At 74.9% G+C, this 20,593-nt stretch carries 17 protein-coding genes; 11 read left to right on the forward strand and 6 right to left on the reverse strand.

Features of this window, described 5'->3' with window-relative positions:
• Positions 1-180: 180 nt before the first annotated feature.
• Both panB and GA0070564_RS27560 read right to left on the reverse strand, forming a co-directional pair.
• Positions 181-1,026: a 3-methyl-2-oxobutanoate hydroxymethyltransferase gene (gene panB, locus GA0070564_RS27555; RefSeq protein ID WP_088972497.1), complete on the reverse strand. Its 846-nt coding sequence runs from the start codon at positions 1,024-1,026 to the stop codon at positions 181-183.
• 130 nt (positions 1,027-1,156) lie between these two features.
• Positions 1,157-2,914, reverse strand: coding sequence for an NAD+ synthase (locus GA0070564_RS27560; protein WP_091615686.1), 1,758 nt, complete (start codon positions 2,912-2,914; stop codon positions 1,157-1,159).
• A gap of 169 nt (positions 2,915-3,083) precedes the next feature.
• Here GA0070564_RS27560 and glnA point away from each other — a divergent pair, with 169 nt between their 5' ends.
• Entirely contained in the window at positions 3,084-4,433 is a 1,350-nt protein-coding gene (gene glnA / locus GA0070564_RS27565; RefSeq protein ID WP_088972495.1) for a type I glutamate--ammonia ligase, read from the forward strand.
• Here glnA and GA0070564_RS27570 read toward each other — a convergent pair.
• Positions 4,430-5,284 carry a class I SAM-dependent methyltransferase gene (locus tag GA0070564_RS27570; protein ID WP_091615690.1) on the reverse strand — a complete coding sequence of 285 codons (855 nt, stop codon included), beginning with the start codon at positions 5,282-5,284 and terminating at the stop codon, positions 4,430-4,432. The two genes, glnA and GA0070564_RS27570, sit on opposite strands and share 4 nt — an antisense overlap.
• Before the next feature lie 196 nt (positions 5,285-5,480).
• Between GA0070564_RS27570 and GA0070564_RS27575 the strand changes: the two genes are divergently transcribed.
• The 3 genes from GA0070564_RS27575 to GA0070564_RS27585 all read left to right on the forward strand — a co-directional run bounded on the left by GA0070564_RS27575 (position 5,481) and on the right by GA0070564_RS27585 (position 7,170).
• A complete protein-coding gene (locus tag GA0070564_RS27575; protein ID WP_091615693.1) occupies positions 5,481-5,906 on the forward strand; it encodes a DUF350 domain-containing protein in 426 nt (141 codons plus the stop codon).
• Positions 5,907-5,938: 32 nt separating this feature from the next.
• Positions 5,939-6,631 carry a helix-turn-helix transcriptional regulator gene (locus GA0070564_RS27580; RefSeq protein ID WP_091615697.1) on the forward strand — a complete coding sequence of 231 codons (693 nt, stop codon included), beginning with the start codon at positions 5,939-5,941 and terminating at the stop codon, positions 6,629-6,631.
• Positions 6,632-6,798: 167 nt separating this feature from the next.
• A complete protein-coding gene (locus GA0070564_RS27585) occupies positions 6,799-7,170 on the forward strand; it encodes a VOC family protein (protein WP_091615700.1) in 372 nt (123 codons plus the stop codon).
• 120 nt (positions 7,171-7,290) lie between these two features.
• Here GA0070564_RS27585 and GA0070564_RS27590 read toward each other — a convergent pair whose 3' ends face one another.
• On the reverse strand, positions 7,291-7,764 hold the full coding sequence (locus GA0070564_RS27590; RefSeq protein WP_091615705.1) for a hypothetical protein: 474 nt from the start codon (positions 7,762-7,764) through the stop codon (positions 7,291-7,293).
• A 173-nt stretch (positions 7,765-7,937) separates the two neighbouring features.
• Between GA0070564_RS27590 and GA0070564_RS27595 the strand changes: the two genes are divergently transcribed.
• Positions 7,938-8,816, forward strand: a complete 879-nt coding sequence (locus GA0070564_RS27595; protein ID WP_091615710.1) for a Vgb family protein — start codon at positions 7,938-7,940, stop codon at positions 8,814-8,816.
• A 48-nt stretch (positions 8,817-8,864) separates the two neighbouring features.
• Here GA0070564_RS27595 and GA0070564_RS27600 read toward each other — a convergent pair whose 3' ends face one another.
• Together GA0070564_RS27600 and GA0070564_RS27605 are read right to left on the reverse strand one after the other, a co-directional pair.
• Positions 8,865-10,412 (reverse strand): metallophosphoesterase, encoded by a 1,548-nt coding sequence (locus tag GA0070564_RS27600; protein ID WP_091615713.1) that lies wholly within the window; start codon positions 10,410-10,412, stop codon positions 8,865-8,867.
• A 139-nt stretch (positions 10,413-10,551) separates the two neighbouring features.
• Positions 10,552-11,427, reverse strand: coding sequence for a S66 peptidase family protein (locus tag GA0070564_RS27605; protein ID WP_091615822.1), 876 nt, complete (start codon positions 11,425-11,427; stop codon positions 10,552-10,554).
• 125 nt (positions 11,428-11,552) lie between these two features.
• Between GA0070564_RS27605 and GA0070564_RS27610 the strand changes: the two genes are divergently transcribed.
• From GA0070564_RS27610 to GA0070564_RS27635, 6 genes are all read left to right on the forward strand, one after another.
• A complete protein-coding gene (locus GA0070564_RS27610) occupies positions 11,553-12,320 on the forward strand; it encodes a type 1 glutamine amidotransferase (RefSeq protein WP_091615717.1) in 768 nt (255 codons plus the stop codon).
• Positions 12,321-12,324: 4 nt separating this feature from the next.
• The gene (locus tag GA0070564_RS27615) at positions 12,325-15,330 is read left to right on the forward strand and encodes a bifunctional [glutamine synthetase] adenylyltransferase/[glutamine synthetase]-adenylyl-L-tyrosine phosphorylase (RefSeq protein WP_091615720.1); all 3,006 of its coding nucleotides are present in this window, start codon (positions 12,325-12,327) and stop codon (positions 15,328-15,330) included.
• Complete coding sequence (locus tag GA0070564_RS27620; protein WP_176730873.1) at positions 15,323-16,936, forward strand: hypothetical protein; 1,614 nt, start codon at positions 15,323-15,325, stop codon at positions 16,934-16,936. Before GA0070564_RS27615 ends, GA0070564_RS27620 begins: the two co-directional genes overlap by 8 nt.
• Complete coding sequence (mptB, locus tag GA0070564_RS27625; RefSeq protein WP_091615724.1) at positions 16,930-18,372, forward strand: polyprenol phosphomannose-dependent alpha 1,6 mannosyltransferase MptB; 1,443 nt, start codon at positions 16,930-16,932, stop codon at positions 18,370-18,372. The genes GA0070564_RS27620 and mptB (GA0070564_RS27625) overlap by 7 nt, the downstream gene beginning before the upstream one ends.
• Positions 18,373-18,444: 72 nt before the next feature.
• Positions 18,445-19,938: a polyprenol phosphomannose-dependent alpha 1,6 mannosyltransferase MptB gene (mptB, locus tag GA0070564_RS27630; RefSeq protein ID WP_091615825.1), complete on the forward strand. Its 1,494-nt coding sequence runs from the start codon at positions 18,445-18,447 to the stop codon at positions 19,936-19,938.
• A 236-nt stretch (positions 19,939-20,174) separates the two neighbouring features.
• Positions 20,175-20,510 carry a hypothetical protein gene (locus GA0070564_RS27635; protein ID WP_141714886.1) on the forward strand — a complete coding sequence of 112 codons (336 nt, stop codon included), beginning with the start codon at positions 20,175-20,177 and terminating at the stop codon, positions 20,508-20,510.
• Positions 20,511-20,593: the final 83 nt, after the last annotated feature.

A 20,593-nucleotide genomic window follows, 5' to 3' on the forward strand; every position in this document is an offset into this window, starting at 1 on the left:
CCCGGTCGCCGCCCGACCGATCGCGGGGCGGCAGGAATGTGCCAGCCGGGGCGGACGGCAGGCCGCCGGGGCAGCGCGGGGCGGGAGAGCGGCGGGACGGCGCGGGGGCGGGAGACCGGCGGGACGGCGCGGCGGGAGGGCCGCCGCCGTACCCATGCGGCGGCGGCCCTCCCGGACCCGTCAGAAGGTGTGCTCGGCGGCCGGGAACTCGCCGCCGCGGACCTCGTCGGCGAAGCGCCGGGTAGCCTCGGCGAGCGTGCCGGCCAGGTCGGCGTAGCGCTTGACGAAGCGCGGGGCCTTGCCGGTCCGCAGGCCGGCCATGTCCTGCCAGACCAGCACCTGGGCGTCGGTGTCCGGGCCGGCGCCGATGCCGACGGTGGGGATGGGCAGCTCGGCGGTGATCCGCTTGGCCACCTCGCCCGGCACCATCTCCAGCACCACGGCGAACGCGCCCGCCTCGGCCACCGCCCGGGCGTCGGCGATCACGTCGTCGGCGGCGTCGCCGCGCCCCTGGACGCGGTAGCCGCCGATGGCGTGCTCGCTCTGCGGGGTGAAGCCGATGTGCGCCATCACCGGGATGCCGGCGCCGGTGATCGCGGCGATCTGCTCGGCGCAGCGCCGCCCGCCCTCCAGCTTCACCGCGTGGCAGCCGCCCTCCTTCATGAACCGGACGGCGGTGCGCAGCGCCTGCGTCGGCCCCTCCTCGTACGAGCCGAAGGGCAGGTCGCCGACGATCAGCGCCTGCTTCGTGGCGCGTACCACGGCGCGGACCAGCGGCAGCAGCTCCTCGGCGGTCACCGGCACGGTGGTCTCGTAGCCGAAGACGTTGTTCGCCGCCGAGTCGCCCACCAGCAGCGCGGGGATGCCGGCCGCGTCGAAGATCCCGGCGGTGTACTGGTCGTACGAGGTGAGCATGGACCAGCGCTCGCCGCGCTCCTTGGCGGCGATCAGGTCGCGGGTGCGGACCCGTCGGGTGGCCGGCCCGCCGTACAGGGCGGTCACCTCGGTGGGGGTGGATTCCACCATCACTGTCTCCCTTCCTCGAGGCCGCCTACGCGGTCCCCGGGTTCTGCCGCGATCGTCGCACCGCGGGACCGGCCGGGGGCAGGTCGGAGTGGAGGATTTCACTCCCCGGCGCCGCCCCGACCGAGAGCGCTCAGCCGTGCTCGCGCCAGCGGTTGGTGATCGGCAACCGGCGGTCCCGCCCGAACGCCTTGATCGAGATCTTGGTGCCGGGGGCGGACTGGCGGCGTTTGTACTCGGCCAGGTCGACCATCCGCAGCACCTTGTCCACCACCGCCGCGTCGTGACCGGAGGCGATCAGCCCCTCCCGGCCCAGGTCGCCGTCGACGTAGCCGATCAGGATCGGGTCGAGCACGTCGTAGTCGGGGAGGGTGTCGCTGTCGAGCTGGCCGGGGCTGAGCTCCGCCGACGGCGGCTTGCCGATCGAGTTCTCCGGGATCGGCGGGGTCTGGCCGCGGCGTTCGGCGTCGGCGTTGCGCCACTTCGCCAGCCGCCAGACCAGCGTCTTCCAGACGTCCTTGATCGGGTTGTAGCCACCCACCGAGTCGCCGTAGAGGGTGGAGTAGCCGACCGCCAGCTCGCTCTTGTTGCCGGTGGTGAGGACGAGATGGCCCTCCTGGTTCGACAGCGCCATCAGGATCACCCCGCGTACCCGGGCCTGGAGGTTCTCCACCGCCACCCCGGAGAGCGACAGGTTGGCCAGGAAGCCGTCCACCATCGGCTGGATCGGCTCGATCCGGTAGTCCAGCCCGGTGCGCTTGGCCAGCTCCGCGGCATCGGACCGGGAGTGCTCGGAGGAGTGCTGGCTGGGCAGCGACACCCCGACCACCCGGTCGGGGCCGAGGGCGTCCACCGCCAGCGCCGCGACCAGCGCCGAGTCGATGCCGCCGGAGAGGCCCAGCACCACCGACGGGAAGCGGTTCTTGTCGACGTAGTCGCGCAGGCCGGTCACCAGCGCGTGCCACACCTCCGCCTCGTCGGCGACCGGCTCGATCACCCCGCCGACCGCCGCCGGGCCCGTCGGGGCCGGCGGCAGGGACCCGACGGTACGCCGGACCAGCCGCATCCCGTCGGCCAGCTCGCCCGGGTCGGCCGGTTCCCCGGCCGCCGGCAGCGGCACGTCGTGCACCAGCAGGTGCTCGACGAACTGCGGGGCCCGGGCGAGCAGGGTGCCGTCCGCGGCGACGATCATCGAGTCGCCGTCGTAGACCAGCTCGTCCTGGCCGCCGACCATGTTGACGTACGCGATGGTGGCCCCGGCCTCGGCGGCCCGGCGGCGGACCAGCGGCAGCCGGATGTCGTCCTTGTTCAGCTCGTAGGGCGAGCCGTTGATGTTCAGCACGAGCCCGACGCCCGCCTGCCGGGCCACCGCGAACGGCCCGCCGGCCTGCCACAGGTCCTCGCAGATGGTCAGCGCGACGTCCACCTCGCCGATCCGGACCACGGTCAGCGTGTCGCCCGGCACGAAGTAGCGGTCCTCGTCGAAGACCCCGTAGTTCGGCAGGTGGTGCTTGAAGTAGGTGGCCACCACGGCGCCCCGGTGCAGCAGGGCGGCGGCGTTGCGGGCGCCGTGGCCCGGCCGGGCGTCGACGCTGACCTGCGGAGGCCCGTCGGCGTCCAGGTAGCCCACCAGCACCGGCAGCTCGCCGAGGCCGTCGCCGGCCAGGTCGGCGGCGAGCCGGTCCAGCGCGGCCTTCGACGCGGCGACGAAGGCCCGCCGGAAGACCAGGTCCTCCACCGGGTAGCCGGTGAGCACCAGCTCGGGAAAGAGGACCAGTTGGGCGCCGGCGTCGGCGGCCCGTCGGGTCCACCGCCGGACCAGGTCGGCGTTGCCGTCCAGGTCGCCCACTGTCGGGTTGACCTGGGACAGGGCGAGGCGCAGCGTGGGCATGTCCTCATCTTGCCCCAGCGGCCTCCGCCCGGCCGGCAGAGGTGGGACACGGCGGGCCGGCGGGCGCGGGGTCGCGTAACGTCGGCGTAACGAGGTCGATGGACACTGGTCGGTCAGGTGCGTGGCCGGTCCGACCGGTGGCTTGCAAACAGTGTCGCGAGGGGTTGTTGTGGACCGTCAGCAGGAGTTCGTCCTCCGCACGCTGGAAGAACGGGACATCCGTTTCGTCCGGCTGTGGTTCACCGACGTGCTCGGCACGCTCAAGAGCGTGTCGGTCGCGCCCGCGGAGCTGGAGGCCGCCTTCGAGGAGGGCATCGGCTTCGACGGCTCCGCGATCGAGGGCTTCGCCCGGGTCTTCGAATCCGACATGGTGGCCATGCCCGACCCGACCACCTTCCAGGTCTTCCCGTTCGAGGGCGGGGTCAGCGGCGAGAGCGCCCGGATGTTCTGCGACATCCTGCTCCCCGACGGCGGCCCCTCCTGGGCCGACCCGCGGCATGTGCTGCGCCGCGCGCTCTCCCGCGCCGCCGAGAAGGGCTTCACCTTCTACACCCACCCGGAGATCGAGTTCTTCCTGCTGGAGAACGGTCCGCAGGACGGCTCCGTGCCGATCCCGGTGGACACCGGCGGCTACTTCGAACACACCACCCACGCGGTGGCCCGGGACTTCCGCCGGCAGGCCGTGCTGTCGCTGGAGCGGATCGGCATCTCGGTGGAGTTCAGCCACCACGAGGTCGCCCCCGGCCAGCAGGAGATCGACCTGCGCTACGCCGACGCGCTGACCACCGCCGACAACATCATGACCTTCCGGCACGTGGTGAAGGAGGTGGCGCTCTCCACCGGCGTGCAGGCCAGCTTCATGCCGAAGCCCTTCACCGACCAGCCGGGCAGCGGCATGCACACCCACCTGTCGCTGTTCGAGGGGGAGCGCAACGCGTTCCACGACGCCGGTGACCCGATGAAGCTCTCCAAGGTCGCCAAGTCGTTCATCGCCGGCCTGCTGATGCACGCCCGGGAATACACCGCGGTCACCAACCAGTGGGTCAACTCGTACAAGCGGCTCTTCCCGCAGGCGCTGCCGGACCGGATCACCGAGAGCCCCGCGTACGTCTGCTGGGGTCACCTGAACCGGTCCGCGCTGGTCCGCGTCCCGGCGTACGGCAAGCCCAACTCGGCCCGGGTCGAGGTCCGCTCCCTGGACTCGGCGGCCAACCCGTACCTGGCCTTCGCGGTCATGCTCGGCGCCGGCCTCAAGGGCATCGAGGAAGGCTACGAGCTGCCTCCGGGCGCCGAGGACGACGTCTGGTCGCTGAGCAGCGCCGAGCGTCGCGCGATGGGCTACGAGGCGCTCCCAGAGAACCTCTCCGAGGCGATCGACGTGATGGCCGGCTCCGAGCTGGTCGCCGAGGTGCTCGGCGAGCACGTCTTCGACTTCTTCCTGCGCAACAAGCGGGCCGAGTGGGAGCAGTACCGCCGCGAGGTCACCCCGTACGAGCGGCAGCACTACCTCTCGCTCTAGGCGGGCGCGTCCGCGGCGGGTCGTTCACCCAGCGTGTAGCGCACCCGCTGGGTGAGCCGGATCGTCCCGTCCGCGCCGCGCAGCCGACCGACGAAGTCGGTGGTGGCGGCGCGGACCCTCGCGCGCTCGTCCTCGCCGACGGCCTCCCACATGACCCGCTGGCCGTGCGACATGGAGAAGGCGTACCAGTGCTCGGGGCCGGTGAAGACGGCCTCGATGTCGAGCCCGACGGTGCGTACCCCCTGATATCCGGCGGCCGTGAGCAGCTCCTCGACCCCGGCGTCGCTGGCGAACGGGCCGGCGGTGCCGCTGGTGCGGGCGTCGAGCAGCTGCGGCGGGAGGTACGGTCGGAAGATCGCGTCCAGCTCCTCCCAGCGGGGGTCCCGGTCACCGAAGGTGGCGACGCCGAGCCGGCCGCCGGGCACGAGCAGCTCCCGCCACGCCCGCAGCGCTGCCGCCGGGTCGGGCAGGAAGAACAGCACCAGCGACGAGGCCACCAGGTCGTAGCCGCCCGCCGGCAGGTCCGGGGCGGTGGCGTCCATCAGCCGTACGTCCACCTGGGCCAGTCCGCGCTGGGCCGCCTCGGCCCGGGTCGCCGCCACCATCGCCGGCGCCAGGTCGACACCGGTCACCGACCCGGTCGGTCCGACCGCCTCGGCGAGCGGGAGGAGGACCGCTCCCCGCCCGCAGCCCACGTCCAGGGCGCGTTCGCCGGGGCGGGGGGCGAGCTCCCGGACCAGCCCTTCGGCGACCGGGGTGAACCAGGGCACCCCGACGTTGTCGTACGTGTCGGCCACCCGGTCGAAGAGGGCCGCCACCCGGGCGCTGCGCGCTGTTCCCGCTGGGTCCATGCCGGCGATTCTCGTCCCGTCGGCCCCACCGGCACAGGCCCGTACGGTCAGCCCCCGCCACCGGCCCGGCAGGTCGTCCGTCCGACGGGCGCGCGCAGGGCCGGGCTCACGGGTCTGCCGGCGGTGGTGCGGTCCCGCTATCGTCTCGATCACCGCGCCGGCACTTCCGCCGGGCGCAGAGGTCGGGAGGCCGTCGGTGCTGGAGGATCTGCTCACCGGAGCATGGCAGAGCGTCGTGTTCGGAGTCGTCGGGGTGGGGCTGATGGCGGCCGGCTTCGTGCTGGTCGACCTGCTCACGCCCGGGAAGCTCCGGGAGCTGATCTGGGTGCAGCGCAACGGCAACGCCGCGCTGCTGCTCGCCGCGAACCAGCTCGGCATCGCCGGGATCGTCTTCACCGCGATCCTGACCAGCTACGACTCGTTCGGCAAGGGGCTCGCCTCGACGGTGGTCTTCGGGCTGATCGGGCTGGTGATCATGGCGTTGGCCTTCTTCGTGCTGGACCTGCTCACCCCGGGCAGGCTGGGCGAGGTGATCTGCGCCGACCAGCCGCACCCGGCGGCCCGGGTCAGCGCCGCCACCCACTTCGGCGCGGCGCTGATCGTCTGCGCCTGCATCGCCTGAGGGCTGTCGTACCGGGGGCCTAGCCTGCGGGGGTGAACCGGACGGACCGTCTCTACGCCCTGGTGGAGGAGCTGCGGGTGGTCTCGCCGCGGCCGCGCAGCGCCGCCTGGCTGGCCCGGCGCTTCGAGGTGAGCACCCGCACCATCGAGCGGGACGTGGGCGCCTTGCAGGCCTCCGGGGTGCCGATCTGGGCCGAGCCGGGCCGCACCGGCGGCTACGCGGTCGACCGCGCGCACACCCTGCCGCCGGTCAACCTGACCGCGGGGGAGGCGGTGGCGATGGCGGTGGGCCTGCACCGGCTGCGCGGCACCCCCTTCGCGTCGGCCGCCGGGGCGGCGCTGCGCAAGCTGGTCGCGGTGATGCCGGCCGCCGACGTGGCCGAGGCGCACCGGCTCGCCGGCCGGGTGCACCTGATCGGCGACGGGCCGGCCACGCCCGTCCCGGCCCTCGTCGCCGGCGCGGTCACCGCCGGGCGCCTGCTGCGCCTCGGGTACGCCGACCGCGTCGGCGCGGTCTCGACCCGGGACGTGGAACCGCTGGGTTACCTGGGCAACGCCCGGCACTGGTACCTCGTGGCGTGGTGCCGGCTACGGGGCGGGCCGCGCTGCTTCCGCACCGACCGGATCGTCTCGGTGCGCCCGCTGGCCGAGCGGGTGACGCGGGAGCTGCGCCTGGACGAGCTGGACATCCCGCGCGAGCGGGTGCGGGCGCTCAGCCTGGTCTGAAGGACGGCGGCGCGGGTGGTGGGCCGATCCGGGCGCCGGCGGCGGGCTCCCGGCGCAGGTGCGGCGAATCGCTCCGGAAACACCGACAGGACGCTGTCGGGGACGTCGCCGAGGCTGACTCCTGACGGCGCCGGCCACCCCGGCCGGCGCGCTCAGAAGGAGGCAGCATGTCCGGCACGCCCATCACCTGGTTCGAGATCGGCTCCGACCGCCCGGCGGAGGTCGAGGGCTTCTACGCCGACCTGTTCGGCTGGACGTTCGAGGAGCAGGGGCCGCCCGGCGCGTCGTACCGGCAGACGGTGGCCGGCGGGGAGCGGGGGATCGGCGGGGCGATCCGGGCCACCGAGGGGGACGCGGCGAACTACGCGATCTTCCACGCCGAAGTGACCGACGTGGCGGAGACCTGCCGGCGGGCCGAGGCGGCCGGTGGCAAGGTGCTGGTGCCGGCGCGGACCACGCCGCGCGGACTCACCCTGGCCCAGCTGCTCGATCCGGCCGGCAACCGGGTCGGCGTGTTCACGCCACCCACCCCGGCCTGACCGAACTGCGCCGACCGGGCCGCTGCCCGGGCTGCCCGAGCGGTGGAGAAGCCGACGTGCGGCATGTCGCGGTCCCAGGAGGGCGGGAACCGCGACATGCCGCACGAGTCACGCGCCGGGTCAGCGCATGTGGTGGCCGCGGAAGCCCATCCCGCCCATGCCGCCGCCGGGGAAGACCCCGGACTCGGCGGCCTTGGTGATCGCGTCGGCCTGCTCCTGGGTGAGCTTGCCGTCCTTGACCGCCTGGTCCAGCCGCTGCTTGAGCATGGCCTGCCGATCCTCGGCGGACGGGCGCGCCGGCCGGTCGGCCTGGTGCTCCGCGCGCAGCTTCTCCAGCGCTGCGGTGACCTTCTCGGTCGGTACGCCCAGCTCCTTGGCCAGCGCCTCGGCGAACTCGGCCTGCCGGTCGGCCCGCTGCTGCTGCCGGTCGGTCCCCTGATCGTTCGTGCCGCCCTGGTCGGCGCTGCTGCTGGCGCTCGGCGTCGGGGTGGCGCTCTCCTCCGCGAACGCGGGGGCGGCGGCGATCCCCACGCCGAGTACCCCGGCGGCGGCCAGGCCGGCCAGCAGGTGCTTCTTCGACATCGTGCGGGACATCAGTCCTCCGGTCGGTTTCGGTGGTGCGGCGATTACGTGACCGACAGTGACCGGCTGAGCTGGGCGGAAGCCGTGGCGACCCTATGAGTCAGCTGGCAGTCGCGCCGGAATCGCGTTGCGCCCGCGGGCGGGGGAGCGCAGGGTGGGCCCGTTGCCGGAGGAGGGGAGGCCGGATGGCGCGGATCCGGGAGATCGAGCTGGCCGGGGCGGGCTCGGGGCCGTACGGGATCACCGTGGGCCCGGACGGCGCGCTCTGGGTGACCCTGTCCGGCAGCGGTGGCACGGCCCGGGTCGGGCTGGACGGCGACGTCCGGGAGCACCTCACGGACCCGGCGGAGAGCCGTCCGCTGATCATCGTCGGTGGGCCGGACGGCGCGCTGTGGTATACCCGCTCCGGCGACGACCGGCTGGGCCGGATCACCACCGACGGGGTCGCCGGCTCGGTGCCGCTGCCGGCGGGCAGCGGCCCGTGCGGGCTCGTCGCCGGTCCCGACGGTGCCCTCTGGTACGCCGCGATGAACCGCGACACCGTCGGCCGGGTGACCCTCGACGGGCAGGTCACCGAGTTCCCGCTGCCGGTCGACGGGGCCTTCCCGTCGATGCTGGCGGTCGGCCCCGACCGGGCGCTGTGGTGCACGCTCAACCGGGCGAACGCGATCGCCCGGATCGACCCGTCCGGGCGGGTACGCCTGCACGCCCTGCCCACCGACGCGGCCGGCCCGGTCGGGATCAGCGCCGGCGGCGACGGCGGGCTCTGGTTCGTGGAGATCCTCGCCGGGCAGCTCGGCCGGATCACCGTCGACGGTGAGATCACCGAGTTCCCGCTGCCGGACCGGGCCGCCCGCCCGCACGCGATCGCGGCCGACCCGGCCGGCGGTTGCTGGTTCACCGAGTGGGGCGCGAACCGGATCGGTCACGTCGACGCGGGCGGCCGGATCATCGGCCACGACCTGCCCACCCCGGCCGGTGAACCGCACGGGATCGTGGTCGCCCCCGACGGGAGCGTCTGCGCGGCCCTGGAGACCGGCGCCGTCGCCGTCCTGACCCCCTGACGGCCGGCGGGTCCCTCGAGGGGTCCCGCCGGCCGCGAAGAGCGCGGCTCAGACGCAGTTGGGGAACTCGGAGCCGACCAGGTTGCAGTTGGTGCCCGGCACGACGGCGCCGGCCTGGTCGAAGTGCCGCAGGTTCCAGGTGGTGCCGACGTCGCGCAGCACCGCGTAGCCGAAGTCCCGCACGGTGACCAGGTGAACGAGGGGCACGCCGTCGACGGGCTTGTTGATCAGGTTGGCGTCCTGCCAGTTCTTGTCGTCCAGTGCGGTGCCCGAGTCGCCCACGGTCACCTGCGGCGGGCGGCGCGGGGTGGCGGTGCCGAAGTCAAGCATCTGGTAGAGGTGGACGTGCCCGGAGAGGATCAGGTCGATCCGCGCGTCGAGCATGCCGACTGTGGTGGCCGCGACCGCGTTCTCCAGCACCGGTGTGATCCAGACCGGGTTGCCGGCCATGTTCTGGGCGACCACCGCCCAGATCGGCGTGTGACTGAGCAGGAAGTTGTCGCCCGGCCGGACCAGGGTGTTGTTGACCTGGTTGAACTGCGCCGTGTACCTGGCGAGCCCGGATGCCGTGTCACAGGTCGGCGGGTTCAGGTCGTCGCCGGCGCAGGAGGTGTCCGTCAGCAGCAACCCGAGGGTGCCGGCGTTGAGCCGGACCGGCGGGCTGTAGTCCTGCACCGCCCCGGGACTGCACGCGGTCGTGCTCAGGGTGGGCGCAAGGTAGCGGAACCACACCTCACCGGCGCGCTGGCAGGTCTCGTGGTTGCCGCGAACGAACACGAACGGCGCCGTCCTCAGCAGCGCCGCCGCCGGCTCGAAGAAGTCGGTGACCAGGCAGCCCCAGGTGCGGTAGTTCAGGCTCGTGCTCGGGCCGCCGCAGAGCGGCGCCGGTTGCGTCTGGACCAGGGTCCGGTAGATGTAGTCGCCGGTGTGGATCACCAGGTCCGGCGGGACCGGCCTGGCGGCCGCCGCGTTCGCCACGTTCTGCAGCGGCCAGTTCGACGGTGTGTTCTGGCAGACCTGCGCCGCGCCCACCGCCGGGATCCGGCAGCCGGTGTCGCCGATCTCGGCGATGTTGGCCGGTCGGGACGTGGCGGCGCCGAGCTGGGTCCAGTTCGGCAGCGGGACCGCGCCGTTGACGCCGGCGTTCACCGGCACCGGGCTGGTCGTCACGTCGATCCGGGCGGCGGTGGCGGCCGGCGGGACGAGCCGGGTGCAGACGGTGGCGGTGGTGGGATACATGCTCACCGTGCTCTCCTGCACCATCTGGCGCCGCACCGGCTGCCCGCCGGTGGTCACCACCAGGATCGGGCAGCTACCGGCCGGGGTGACGAACCGGACCTGGGCGCCCGCCGGGACGAGCTGGGTCCACGCCCAGGCATCCTGTGGCGGTGGTGGTGGCAGCTGGATCGGTGGCGACTGCGTCGGGGACGGCTGCGGCGAGGGCGGTGGGTACGGTGGTCGGTGGCCGCCGCCGTCCCCCTCGACCTGCCCCGCGCCGTCCGCCAGGGCGAACGGCACCGCCTGGGCGGACGCCAGGGCGGCCACGGCCACCGAGCCGATCAGCACCGCCATCCGCAACCCGTTCCGACGCTTCATGCTGCTCCTCCGCAGAGCCGGTGACCCCGGCCGACACGCGAGGTCCTGTCAGGTATGGCCTGGTTGGGACCGTACCGACGGTTTTTCACCTTTTCTGCGGTTATGGGAGTTCAGTGCCCGAACGTGCCCGGCCGGGTGGTCAGCGCACCGCCGGCGCGACGGTCAAGGTGCCCGCCGTCGCGTCCAGCACCGCCGGGGTGCCGACCGGGACGGTGAGCTGCCCCGGGCCGTGGCCGATCGGCAGCCCGCCCAGCACCGGCACGCCGAGGTCGCCCAGCCGGTCGGTGAGCACGTCGACCACCGTGGTGTCCCAGCCGTCCGCGCAGTCGGTGAACTGGCCCACCGCCACCCCGGCCAGCCCGTCCAGCGCGCCCGCGCGGCGCAGGTGGGTGAGCATCCGGTCGATCTTGTACGGCGGCTCCTGCACCTCCTCGACCAGCAGCACCGCCCCGGTCAGGTCGGGCATGTCGGCGGTGCCGATCGAGGCGGTGATCAGGCACAGGTTGCCGCCGAGCAGGACGCCCTCGGCCCGGCCCGGCACCCGTACGCCGAAGCTCTCCTCGGCCGCGACCGCCGCGACCGTCACCGGCGCGGGGGTCATCAGCGCGGCGTGCATCGACTCCACCGAGGCCAGCGGCAGGCGCTCGTCCCGCCACGCCGCGCCCGGCCCGTGCACGCCCGCCAACCGGGCGCCTCGCCAGAGCGCGAACTGGAGGGCGGTGATGTCGGAGAAGCCGGCCACCACCTTCGGGTCGCTCCGGACCGCCGCCATGTCGATCAGGTCGACCACCCGCTGCGCGCCGTAGCCGCCCCGGGTGCAGATCACCCCGCGGATCTCCGGGTCGGCGAACGCGGCGTTCAGGTCCGCGGCCCGCAGCACGTCGTCGCCGGCCAGGTAGCCGTGCCGGGCGTACGCGTTCGGTCCCAGCACGGGCCGCAGCCCCCAGCCGGTGAGCAGCTCCACACCCCGGGCCACCAGCTCGGGGGTGGTCGGCCCGGACGGCGAGACGAGCATCACCGGGTCGCCGGGGCGCAGGACGGGCGGGCGCAGCGCGGAGGTGGTCACGACGACCGAGCCTAACGCCGGTGCCGGCCGAGCCGTTCCCAGCGGGCGTGGGCCTACCCGTTAGCCTCGACGGCGTGGCAACCGCGCTGGTGATCGAGAACGACCCGACCGACGACCTCCGCCGGCTCGGCGACTGGCTGGCCGAGGGCGGGCTGGAGCTGTCCGTGCTGCGCCCGCACGCCGGCGACGACCTCCCCGCCGACCTCGACGGGTACGCCGCGCTGGTGGTGCTCGGCGGCGACCAGCAGGCGTACCCGCTGCCCGACGGGACGCCCGGCGCGCCCTGGTTCCCGGCGCTGGAGGGGTTGCTGCGCAAGGCCGTCCGGCGCCGGCTGCCCACCCTCGGCGTCTGCCTCGGCGCGCAGCTGCTCGCCACCGCGCACGCCGGGCAGGTCGAGCGCAGCCCCTCCGGGCCGGAGGTCGGGCCGGGCGTGGTCGGCAAGCGGGACGCCGCCGAGGGCGACCCGCTGTTCAGGTACGTGCCGCTGATCCCGGACGTGCTCCAGTGGCACTCCGACGAGATCACCGAGCTGCCCCGGGGAGCCACCCTGCTGGCCGCCTCCACCCGCTACCCGCACCAGGCGTTCCGCCTCGGCGACCGGGCCTGGGGCCTCCAGTTCCACATCGAGTGCGACACCGCGATGATCGCCGAGTGGGCCCGCGACTCGGAGCTGCTGGCCGAGCTGGGCTACGACGAGGAGCTGGTGGTGGCCGCCTGCGACCGGGTGCTGGCCGACGTGGAGGAGGTCTGGCAGCCGTTCGCCGTCCGGTTCGCCGCCCTTGCCATGGGCGAGCTGGGCGACGACGTCACCCGGCCCGGCCTGCCCCTGCTCGGGCACTGAGGCGATGACCAGACCGGCCAGGGGACGCCTCGCCCGGTACGGCTTCGCCGAGGGGGACGGCGGGGTTCGCGCCGCCGACCTGCTCGGCCCGGACGGCCTCGGGCTGTGGCGCGCGCAGGAGCAGGAGCCCGCCGGCGAGCGGGCCGCCGAGCTGCTCGCCGCGCTCTCCCGGGCCGCCGACCCGGACCTGGCGCTGCGCCAGCTGCACCGGCTGGTGGAGGCCGAACGCCGGGACACCGGCACCTCGACGGTGCTGGACGCGCTGCACGACGACCCGGGGCTGCGCCGGCGGCTGGTCGCCGTGCTGGGCGCCTCGTCGGCCCTCGGCGACCACCTGGTCGCCAATCCGGGACAGTGGACGGTGCTGAACACCGCCGCCGACGGCCTGGCCCCCACCGCCGACGGGCGGTTGGACCTCGACCTGGCCGGCCGGTTGACCCCGTCGACGCAGCCGGTGGCGGTGCTGCGGCAGGCGTACCGGCTGGCGCTGTTGCGGATCGCCGCGGCCGACCTCACCGGCGGGCGGGGGCTGGAGCAGACCATGGCGGCGCTCTCCGCGCTGGCCGACGCCACCCTCGCGCAGGCGTACCGGATCGCGGTGGGTGAGCTGCCCGACGGCACGCCCGAGCCGGCGCTGGCCGTGGTGGCGATGGGCAAGTGCGGCGGCGACGAGCTGAACTACGTCTCCGACGTCGACGTGATCTTCGTGGCCGCCGACGACGCCGACCTGGCCGTCGCCACCACGGTCGCCGCCCGGCTGATCGGTGTCTGCGGGCTGGTCGCCTGGCCGGTCGACGCCGCGCTGCGCCCGGAGGGCAACCGGGGTCCGCTGGTGCGCACCCTGGCCAGCCACCTGGCCTACTACCGCCGCTGGGCCCGCACCTGGGAGTTCCAGGCCCTGCTCAAGGCCCGTCCGGCCGCCGGTGACCTGGCGCTGGCCGGTGAGTGGATCAGCTCGCTGGCCCCGCTGGTCTGGACCGCCGCGGAACGCCCCGAGGCGGTCCAGGACGTCCGGTCGATGCGCCGGAGGATCATCGAGAACATCCCGGCCAAGGAGCTGGACCGCGAGATCAAGCGCGGCTCCGGCGGCCTGCGGGACATCGAGTTCGCGGTGCAGCTGCTGCAACTGGTGCACGGCCGGGGCGACGAGTCGCTGCGGGTTCCGGGCACCATCCCCGCGCTGCGCGCGCTGGTCGCCGGCGGCTACGTCGGCCGCGCCGACGGCGAGGCGCTGCTGCGCGGCTACCGCTTCCTGCGCGCCGTCGAGCACCGGCTGCAACTCCAGGGCCTGCGCCGCACCCACACCGTACCGACCGAGCCGGCCGCGCTGCGCTGGCTGGCCGCAGCCCTCGGCTACCAGGCCGCGCCGGGCCGCAGCGCCGTCGAGGAGTTCCGCGCCGAGTGGGTCACCCACGCCAGCGAGGTACGCCGGCTGCACGCCAAGCTGCTCTACCGGCCGCTGCTGGAGTCGGTGGCCCGGGTACCCGCCGACGGCCTGCGCCTCACCCCCGAGGCGGCCCGCAACCGGCTCAAGACGCTCGGCTTCGCCGACCCCGCCGGGGCGCTGCGCCACCTCCAGGCCCTCACCGGCGGGGTCAGCCGGACCGCCGCCATCCAGCGCACCCTGCTGCCGGTGCTGCTGTCGGAGTTCGCCGACGCCCCCGAACCGGACCGCGGCCTGCTGAACTACCGGCAGGTCTCGGACTCGCTGGGCAGCACCCCCTGGTACCTGCGGCTGCTGCGCGACGAGGGCCCGGTGGCCCGCCGGCTGGCCCGGGTCCTCTCCTCCTCCCGGTACGCGGCCGACCTGCTGGCCCGCGAGCCGGAGGCGCTGCGGCTGCTCGCCGACGACACCGAGCTGACCCCGCGCGGCCCGGAGGTGCTCTGCGACGGCTTCACCGCCGCCGCCGCCCGGCACACCGACCCCGTGCAGGCCACCCGGGCGGTCCGCGCGCTGCGCCGCCGGGAACTGGTCCGGCTCTCCTGCGCCGACCTGCTCAGCCGCGCCGGTGGGCTGGCCCCCCGCCCCGAGCGTGGCGCGACGGCCGCCCCGCTGGCCGACGTCACCACGGTCGGCACCGCCCTGTCCGCGGTGACCGACGCCACCCTCACCGCCGCGCTGCGCATCGCCCGGGCCGCCCGCCCGGAGCTGCCCGGACTGCGCTTCGCGATCATCGGGATGGGCCGGCTCGGCGGGTACGAGTCGAACTACCTCTCCGACGCCGACGTGCTCTTCGTCTACGACCCGCCGCCGGGCGGCAACGACAGCCAGGCCAGTGCCGCCGCGCAAGCGATCGCCGAGGAGCTGCGCCGGCTGCTCGGCATGCCCGCCCCTGACCCGGCGCTGGGCGTCGACGCCGACCTGCGCCCCGAGGGCCGGCAGGGCCCGCTGGTCCGCAGCCTCGCCGCCTACCAGCAGTACTACGCCCGCTGGTCCAAGGTGTGGGAGGCGCAGGCGCTGCTGCGCGCCCGGTTCGTCTGCGGCGACGCCGACCTGGGCGACCGGTTCGAGGAGATGATCGCCCCGGTCCGTTGGCCGGCCGACGGGCTGACCCGCGAGCAGGTGGTGGAAATCCGCCGGATCAAGGCCCGGGTGGAGACCGAACGGCTGCCCCGGGGCGCCGACCCGGCCACCCACACCAAGCTGGGCCGGGGCGGGCTCTCCGACGTGGAGTGGGCGGTGCAGCTGCTCCAGCTCCGGCACGCCGGCGTTCACCCGCAGCTGCGCGGCACGCGTACCCTCGACGGGCTCGACGCCGCCCGCGACGCCGGCCTGGTCGACGCGGAGGACGCGGCGGCGATGGCCGCCGGCTGGACCCTCGCCGCGCAGGTCCGCAACGCGCTGATGCTGGTCCGGGGCCGGGCCGGCGACCAGCTGCCCCGGCACGGGGTCGAGCTGGCCGGGGTGGCCCGGCTGCTCGGCCGCGACGACCCGGGGGAGTTCCTCGACGAGTACCTGCGCACCGCCCGGCGCTCCCGCACCGCGATGGAACGGGTGCTGGATGCCTGAGCGCCCACCCGCCGCCCCGGCGGTCGCCGCCGGGGTGTCCGCGGCGGTCGCCGCGCTGCTCGGCGTCGCGTTCCTGCTCGCCGGGCCGATGGGCACCGACCTGGCCGCCCAGGTTGCCCGCGCCGACTTCGCCGACCGGTACGGTGCCACCCCGATCGACCTGGGCTGGTACGGCGGGGTGAACCAGTTCGGCTACAGCCTCTTCACCGGAGCGCTCGGCGCCCTGGTCGGCGTGCGCCCGCTCGGGGTGGCCGCCGCGGTGGCCGGCGCCGCAGCGTTGGGCTGGCTGCTGGCCGTCCACCGGGCCCGCCGGCCGCTGACCGGCGGCGTGCTCGGCGCGGTGGTGCTGGTCGGCAACCTGGTCAGCGGCCGGGTCACCTTCGCCGTCGGGCTGGCGTTCGGGCTGGCCGCCCTCTGCGCCGTGTCGGCGTCCCGCCCGTCGCGCCCGGCCCGGCTGGTCCTCGCCGCGCTGCTCGCCGCCCTGTCCACCTGGGCCAGCCCGGTCGCCGGGCTCTTCACCGGGCTGGCCGGCGCGGCGCTGCTCCTGGCCGGCCTGCGCCGCGGCCCCGGCCCCGGTCGGCCGCTGCCCGGCGGCTGGCGACTGGACCGCCCGGTCGCCGAACCCCTGGTCCTCTGCCTCGCCCCGGCCGTGGCGCTCGCGCCGATGGCGGTGCTCTTCGGCAACGGCGGCACCCAGCCGTACGCCCCCGAGTCGATGCGGCTCAACGTGGCGCTGGCCGTGCTGGTGTTCTTCGTCCTGCCCCGCCGCCGGTGGGCGCTGCGGATCGGGGCGGCGCTCACGGCCGTGCTGGTGGTCGCCGCGTTCTACCTGCCCAGCCCGGTCGGTTCCAACGCGACCCGGCTGTCGCTGCTGTTCGCCGTGCCGGTGGTCGCCGCGTTCGCCGCGCTGCCCCCGGCCTGGCTGGCCGCCCTGCTCGCCGCGATGGTCTGGTGGCAGAACCCGGTGATGACCAACGACCTGGGCCGGGCCGGTTCCGCCGAGGCCGACGCCGGGTTCTACCGCCCGCTCGCCGAGGAGCTGGCCCGCCGGCAGCCGGCCGGCCGGGTCGAGGTGGTGCCGCTGCGCGACCACTGGGAGTCGGCGTACCTGCCGCCGACCGTGCCGCTGGCCCGGGGCTGGGAACGCCAGGTCGACACCGACCGCAACGCGCTGTTCTACGAAGGCGAGCTGACCGCCGACCGGTACCGGCGGTGGCTGCGCCGGGAGGCGGTCGGCTACGTGGCGCTCGCCCCGGCCAGCGTGCCCGACCGGTACGGCCGCGCCGAGGCGGACCTGGTCGAGGCCGGCCAGCCGTACCTGCGTGAGGTGTGGCGGGACGACACCTGGCGGCTGTACGCGGTGGCCGACCCGACGCCGCTGGTCGGCGCGCCGGGCCGGCTGGTCGCCGCCGACCGGGCCACGGTCACGCTCACCGTGCCGAGCCCCGGCGACGTGCCGGTCCGGGTCCGTTGGTCCCGCTGGCTCACCCTCACCGGCCCCGACGGCTGTCTCGCCCCCGGCGCGGACGGCTTCACCACGCTCCGGGCCGCCGCCCCGGGCGACTACCGGGTGTCGAGTTCCCTGCGGCCGAACGGGAGATGCTGACCGTGGACCAACCGCGCCTGACCCGCTGGACGGGTCTCGCCGGATCGTTGCTGCTCGCCCTGGCCGCCTGGCTGGGCGGGGCGTTGCGCGACTCGCCGCTGCGTACCAACCCGGTGAAGATCTGGCAGGGCCCGAACGGGCCGCTGGTGATCGCGCTCTGGCTGGTCGGCACCGCGCTGCTGGCCTGGGCCTGGTGGCGGCTGCGCGACGCCGTGCCGTCCACCCGCTGGGCGCTGGTCACCATCGGGCTCTGGCTGCTGCCGATGCTGTTCGCCGCGCCGTTCGGCAGCCGCGACGTCTACGCGTACGCCTGCCAGGGGGCCAGCTACGGCGCCGGGATCAGCCCGTACGAGCAGGGCGTCTCCGCGCTGCCCTGCCCGTGGCTGGACACCATCTCGTTCATCTGGCGGGACACCCCGGCGCCGTACGGGCCGCTGTTCGTGGTGATCGCCGGGGCGGTGGTTAAGGTGACCGGCTCGCTGACCGCGAGCATCGTGCTGTTCCGGGTGATGGCCCTGGCCGGGGTGGTGCTGACCGCGTACGCCCTGCCGGTGCTGGCCCGGCGCTGCGGCGTCGCCCCGCAGCGGGCGCTCTGGCTGGCGCTGGCCTGCCCGCTGGTGGTCATGCACGTGGTCGGCGGCCCGCACAACGACGGGCTGATGGTGGGCGTGCTGGTGGCCGGGCTGGCCGTGGTGGCCAGCCGGCCGGGCCGGCGTTGGGCGCTGCTCGGCGGGGGCGTGCTGATCGGGCTGGCCTGCGCGATCAAGATGACCGCCGTGGTGGTGGTGCCGTTCGCCGCCCTGGCCGCGATCGCCGGCCCGGTCGGCCTCCGGTCGCTGATCCGGGACGGCTGGCCGGTGGTGGTCGGCGCGGTCGGCACAGTGGTCGGGGTGACCTACGCGGCCGGCCTGGACTTCGGCTGGGTGGGTGGGCTCTCCGAGGGTGGGGTGGCCATCGCCTGGACGTCGCCGCCGACCGCCGTGGGCCAGACCGTCGGCATGGTGGCCCGGCTCTTCGGCGCGCACATCGACGCGCTGCCGGTGACCCGGGGCATCGCCGTGGTGCTGCTCGCGGTGCTGCTGGTGCTGCTCTGGTTCCGGGCGCTGCGCCGGCCCGACCCGCTCTACCAGGCCGGGATCGCACTGGTGCTGACCGTGGTGCTCTCCCCGGTGGTGCACCCCTGGTACTGGGTCTGGCCGCTGACCGTGCTCGCCGCCACCGCACCGGTGCGGCACCGCTGGTACGTGGTGGTCGCGCTGGTCGCGTCGTTCCTGATCCTGCCGGACGGCACCGGACTGGCCCGGTACACCAAGATGCCCGGTGCGCCGTTGATGACCGCATTGCTGATCTGGGTCGTCGTCCGGTTGGTACGGTCGGCTCGGGCGGACCGCCGGCCCGACCCGGAGCTGACCGCCGGTCGACCCGCGTCGCCCTAGGAAAGGGCCGCCGGCTGCGTCGGCCGGTCAAGCGGGCCGGTGGTCGGGCCGCCGAGCGAGGAGGGGCCGCCGGTGTCGCACACCGTCGCTCCCGACCCGCGGTTCCGGTCCGAACCGCCCGCCCGGGCCCGGTCTGCCCGCTGGGGCGGCCTGGCCGGAGCGGTGCTGCTGACCCTGGCCGGTTGGCTCGGCGGGGCGCTGCCCGGTGACGCCGACGGCGGGTTCGGTGACCTGTGGCGGTCCGGGCGCGGTCCGGCCGTGCTGGCCTGCTGGCTGGTCGGCACCGGTCTGCTGGTGGGCTGCTGGTGGGCGTTGCGCGCGGGTGCCCCGTCGACCCGGTGGGCGTACCTGACCGCCGGGCTGTGGCTGCTGCCGCTGCTCGTCGCGCCCCCGATCGGCAGCCGCGACGCCTACTCGTACGCCTGCCAGGGCTGGTCGTACGCGGCCGGGCGTGACCCGTACACGACCGGGGTGGCGGCGGCGGGCTGTCCGTGGGTGGACACGGTGGCGCCGATCTGGCGGGACACCCCGGCGCCGTACGGGCCGCCGTTCCTGCTGCTCGCGGCGCTGGCGGTGACCCTCGGTGGCGGGCTGACCGGCACGATCGTGGTGCTGCGGCTGTACGCCGTGGCCGGGGTGCTGCTGGCCGCGCTCTGCCTGCCGGGGTTGGCCCGGGCAGCCGGGGTGCCGACCCGGCGGGCGGCCTGGCTGGCGTTGGCCTGCCCGCTGGTCGGGGTGCACCTGGTGGCCGGTGCGCACAACGACGCCGTGCTGCTCGGGCTGCTCCTGCTCGGCCTGCTGGTGCTGGTCCGGCTGCCCGGCCGGCCCGCCGCGCTGCTCCTCGCCGGGGTGCTGTTCGGCCTGGCCGTCGGGGTGAAGGCGACCGCGGTGGTGGTGCTGCCCTTCGCCGCGCTGCTCGCCGTCGCCGGGCGGTACAACGGGCGGGCCCTGCTGCGCGACGGTGGGCTGCTGGTCGTCGGGGCGCTCGGCACGCTGGTGGCCACCTCGCTGCTCTCCGGGCTCGGCCCGGGCTGGCTGGCCGGGCTGGCCCGCAGCGGCGACACCCGGCAGTGGACGTCGCCGCCGACCGCGGTCGGGTTCGTGGTCGACTACGTGCGGGTGTGGACCGGCGCGGGGCGGGGCGCCGTGCCGGTGGCCCGGGCGGTGGCACTGGTGCTGCTGGCGGTGGTGCTGGTGGCGCTCTGGTGGTGGGCCTGGACGACGCTGCGCCGGCAGCCCGCGGACCGGCCCCGGGTGGCGCTGCTCGGCGCGGGCCTCGCCCTGGCCGCCACGGTGCTGCTCTCGCCGGTCTTCCACCCCTGGTACGCGACCTGGCCGCTCTTCCTGCTGGCGGCGACGGCGCCGGCGGCCCGGACCCGGTGGTTCGTGCTGCCCTGCGCGGTGGCGTCGGTGCTCACCCTGCCCGACGGCACCAGCCTGGCCCGGTACACCAAGGCGCCGGGGGCGGTGGTCATGGCGGCGCTGGTGGTGGTGCTCGCGGTGACCGGGGTGCGGGCGGCGCTGCACCGTGCCCGGGCCGCCGAGCGTTCGTCTGGCCAGGGCTGACCCTGGGGTCCGTGCCGCGGCCGCTGCGGGAGGTTTCCCGCGCCGGCACCATGGCCACCGAGCCCTGTGGACCTGATGTCGTGAACGAATCGCGGTCGGTTGAGTCGTTCACGACATCAGGTCGACAGCGCGCTGAGTGCCCCCGCTCCGGTGGCGCGAGTGCCCCCGCTCGAGCGGCGGGGCGGGGGCGGCCCGCCCGTTGTCGATAGGCTCTCGGCACACGGGGAGGGGTAGACGTGCGTACTCGCAGGGGACTGGTGGGGTTGGCATTCGGCGTCGCACTGTTCGCGACCGGCTGCGGAGGTGGCGACGGACCGTCGCTCGCTGGCACCTGGGTCATGGCGGAGAATGGTTCGCGGACGATGACGGTGCGCGACGACGGTTCACTGTCGGCCAGTGTGGGCGTCTCATGCACCGGCGCCACCAAGAGTCAGGGCAAGAGGGCGTACCGGTTCGAGTTCGACTGCGGCATCACCAGGTACTCCTTGGACGGCTCGCTGAGCGCCGACGGCAAGAACCTCACCATGAAGGACCCGAGCACCGATCAGAACGCGGTCTGGAACAGAAAATGAGCCGCAGCGGTGCAGCTCGTTGACGGTGCCTTCGGCCAACACGAAACGGCGGCCACGCCGGCTGTGAGCCGGGCATGACCGCC

It is taken from the genome of Micromonospora mirobrigensis (assembly GCF_900091555.1).
GTDB classification, from domain to species: domain Bacteria; phylum Actinomycetota; class Actinomycetes; order Mycobacteriales; family Micromonosporaceae; genus Micromonospora; species Micromonospora mirobrigensis.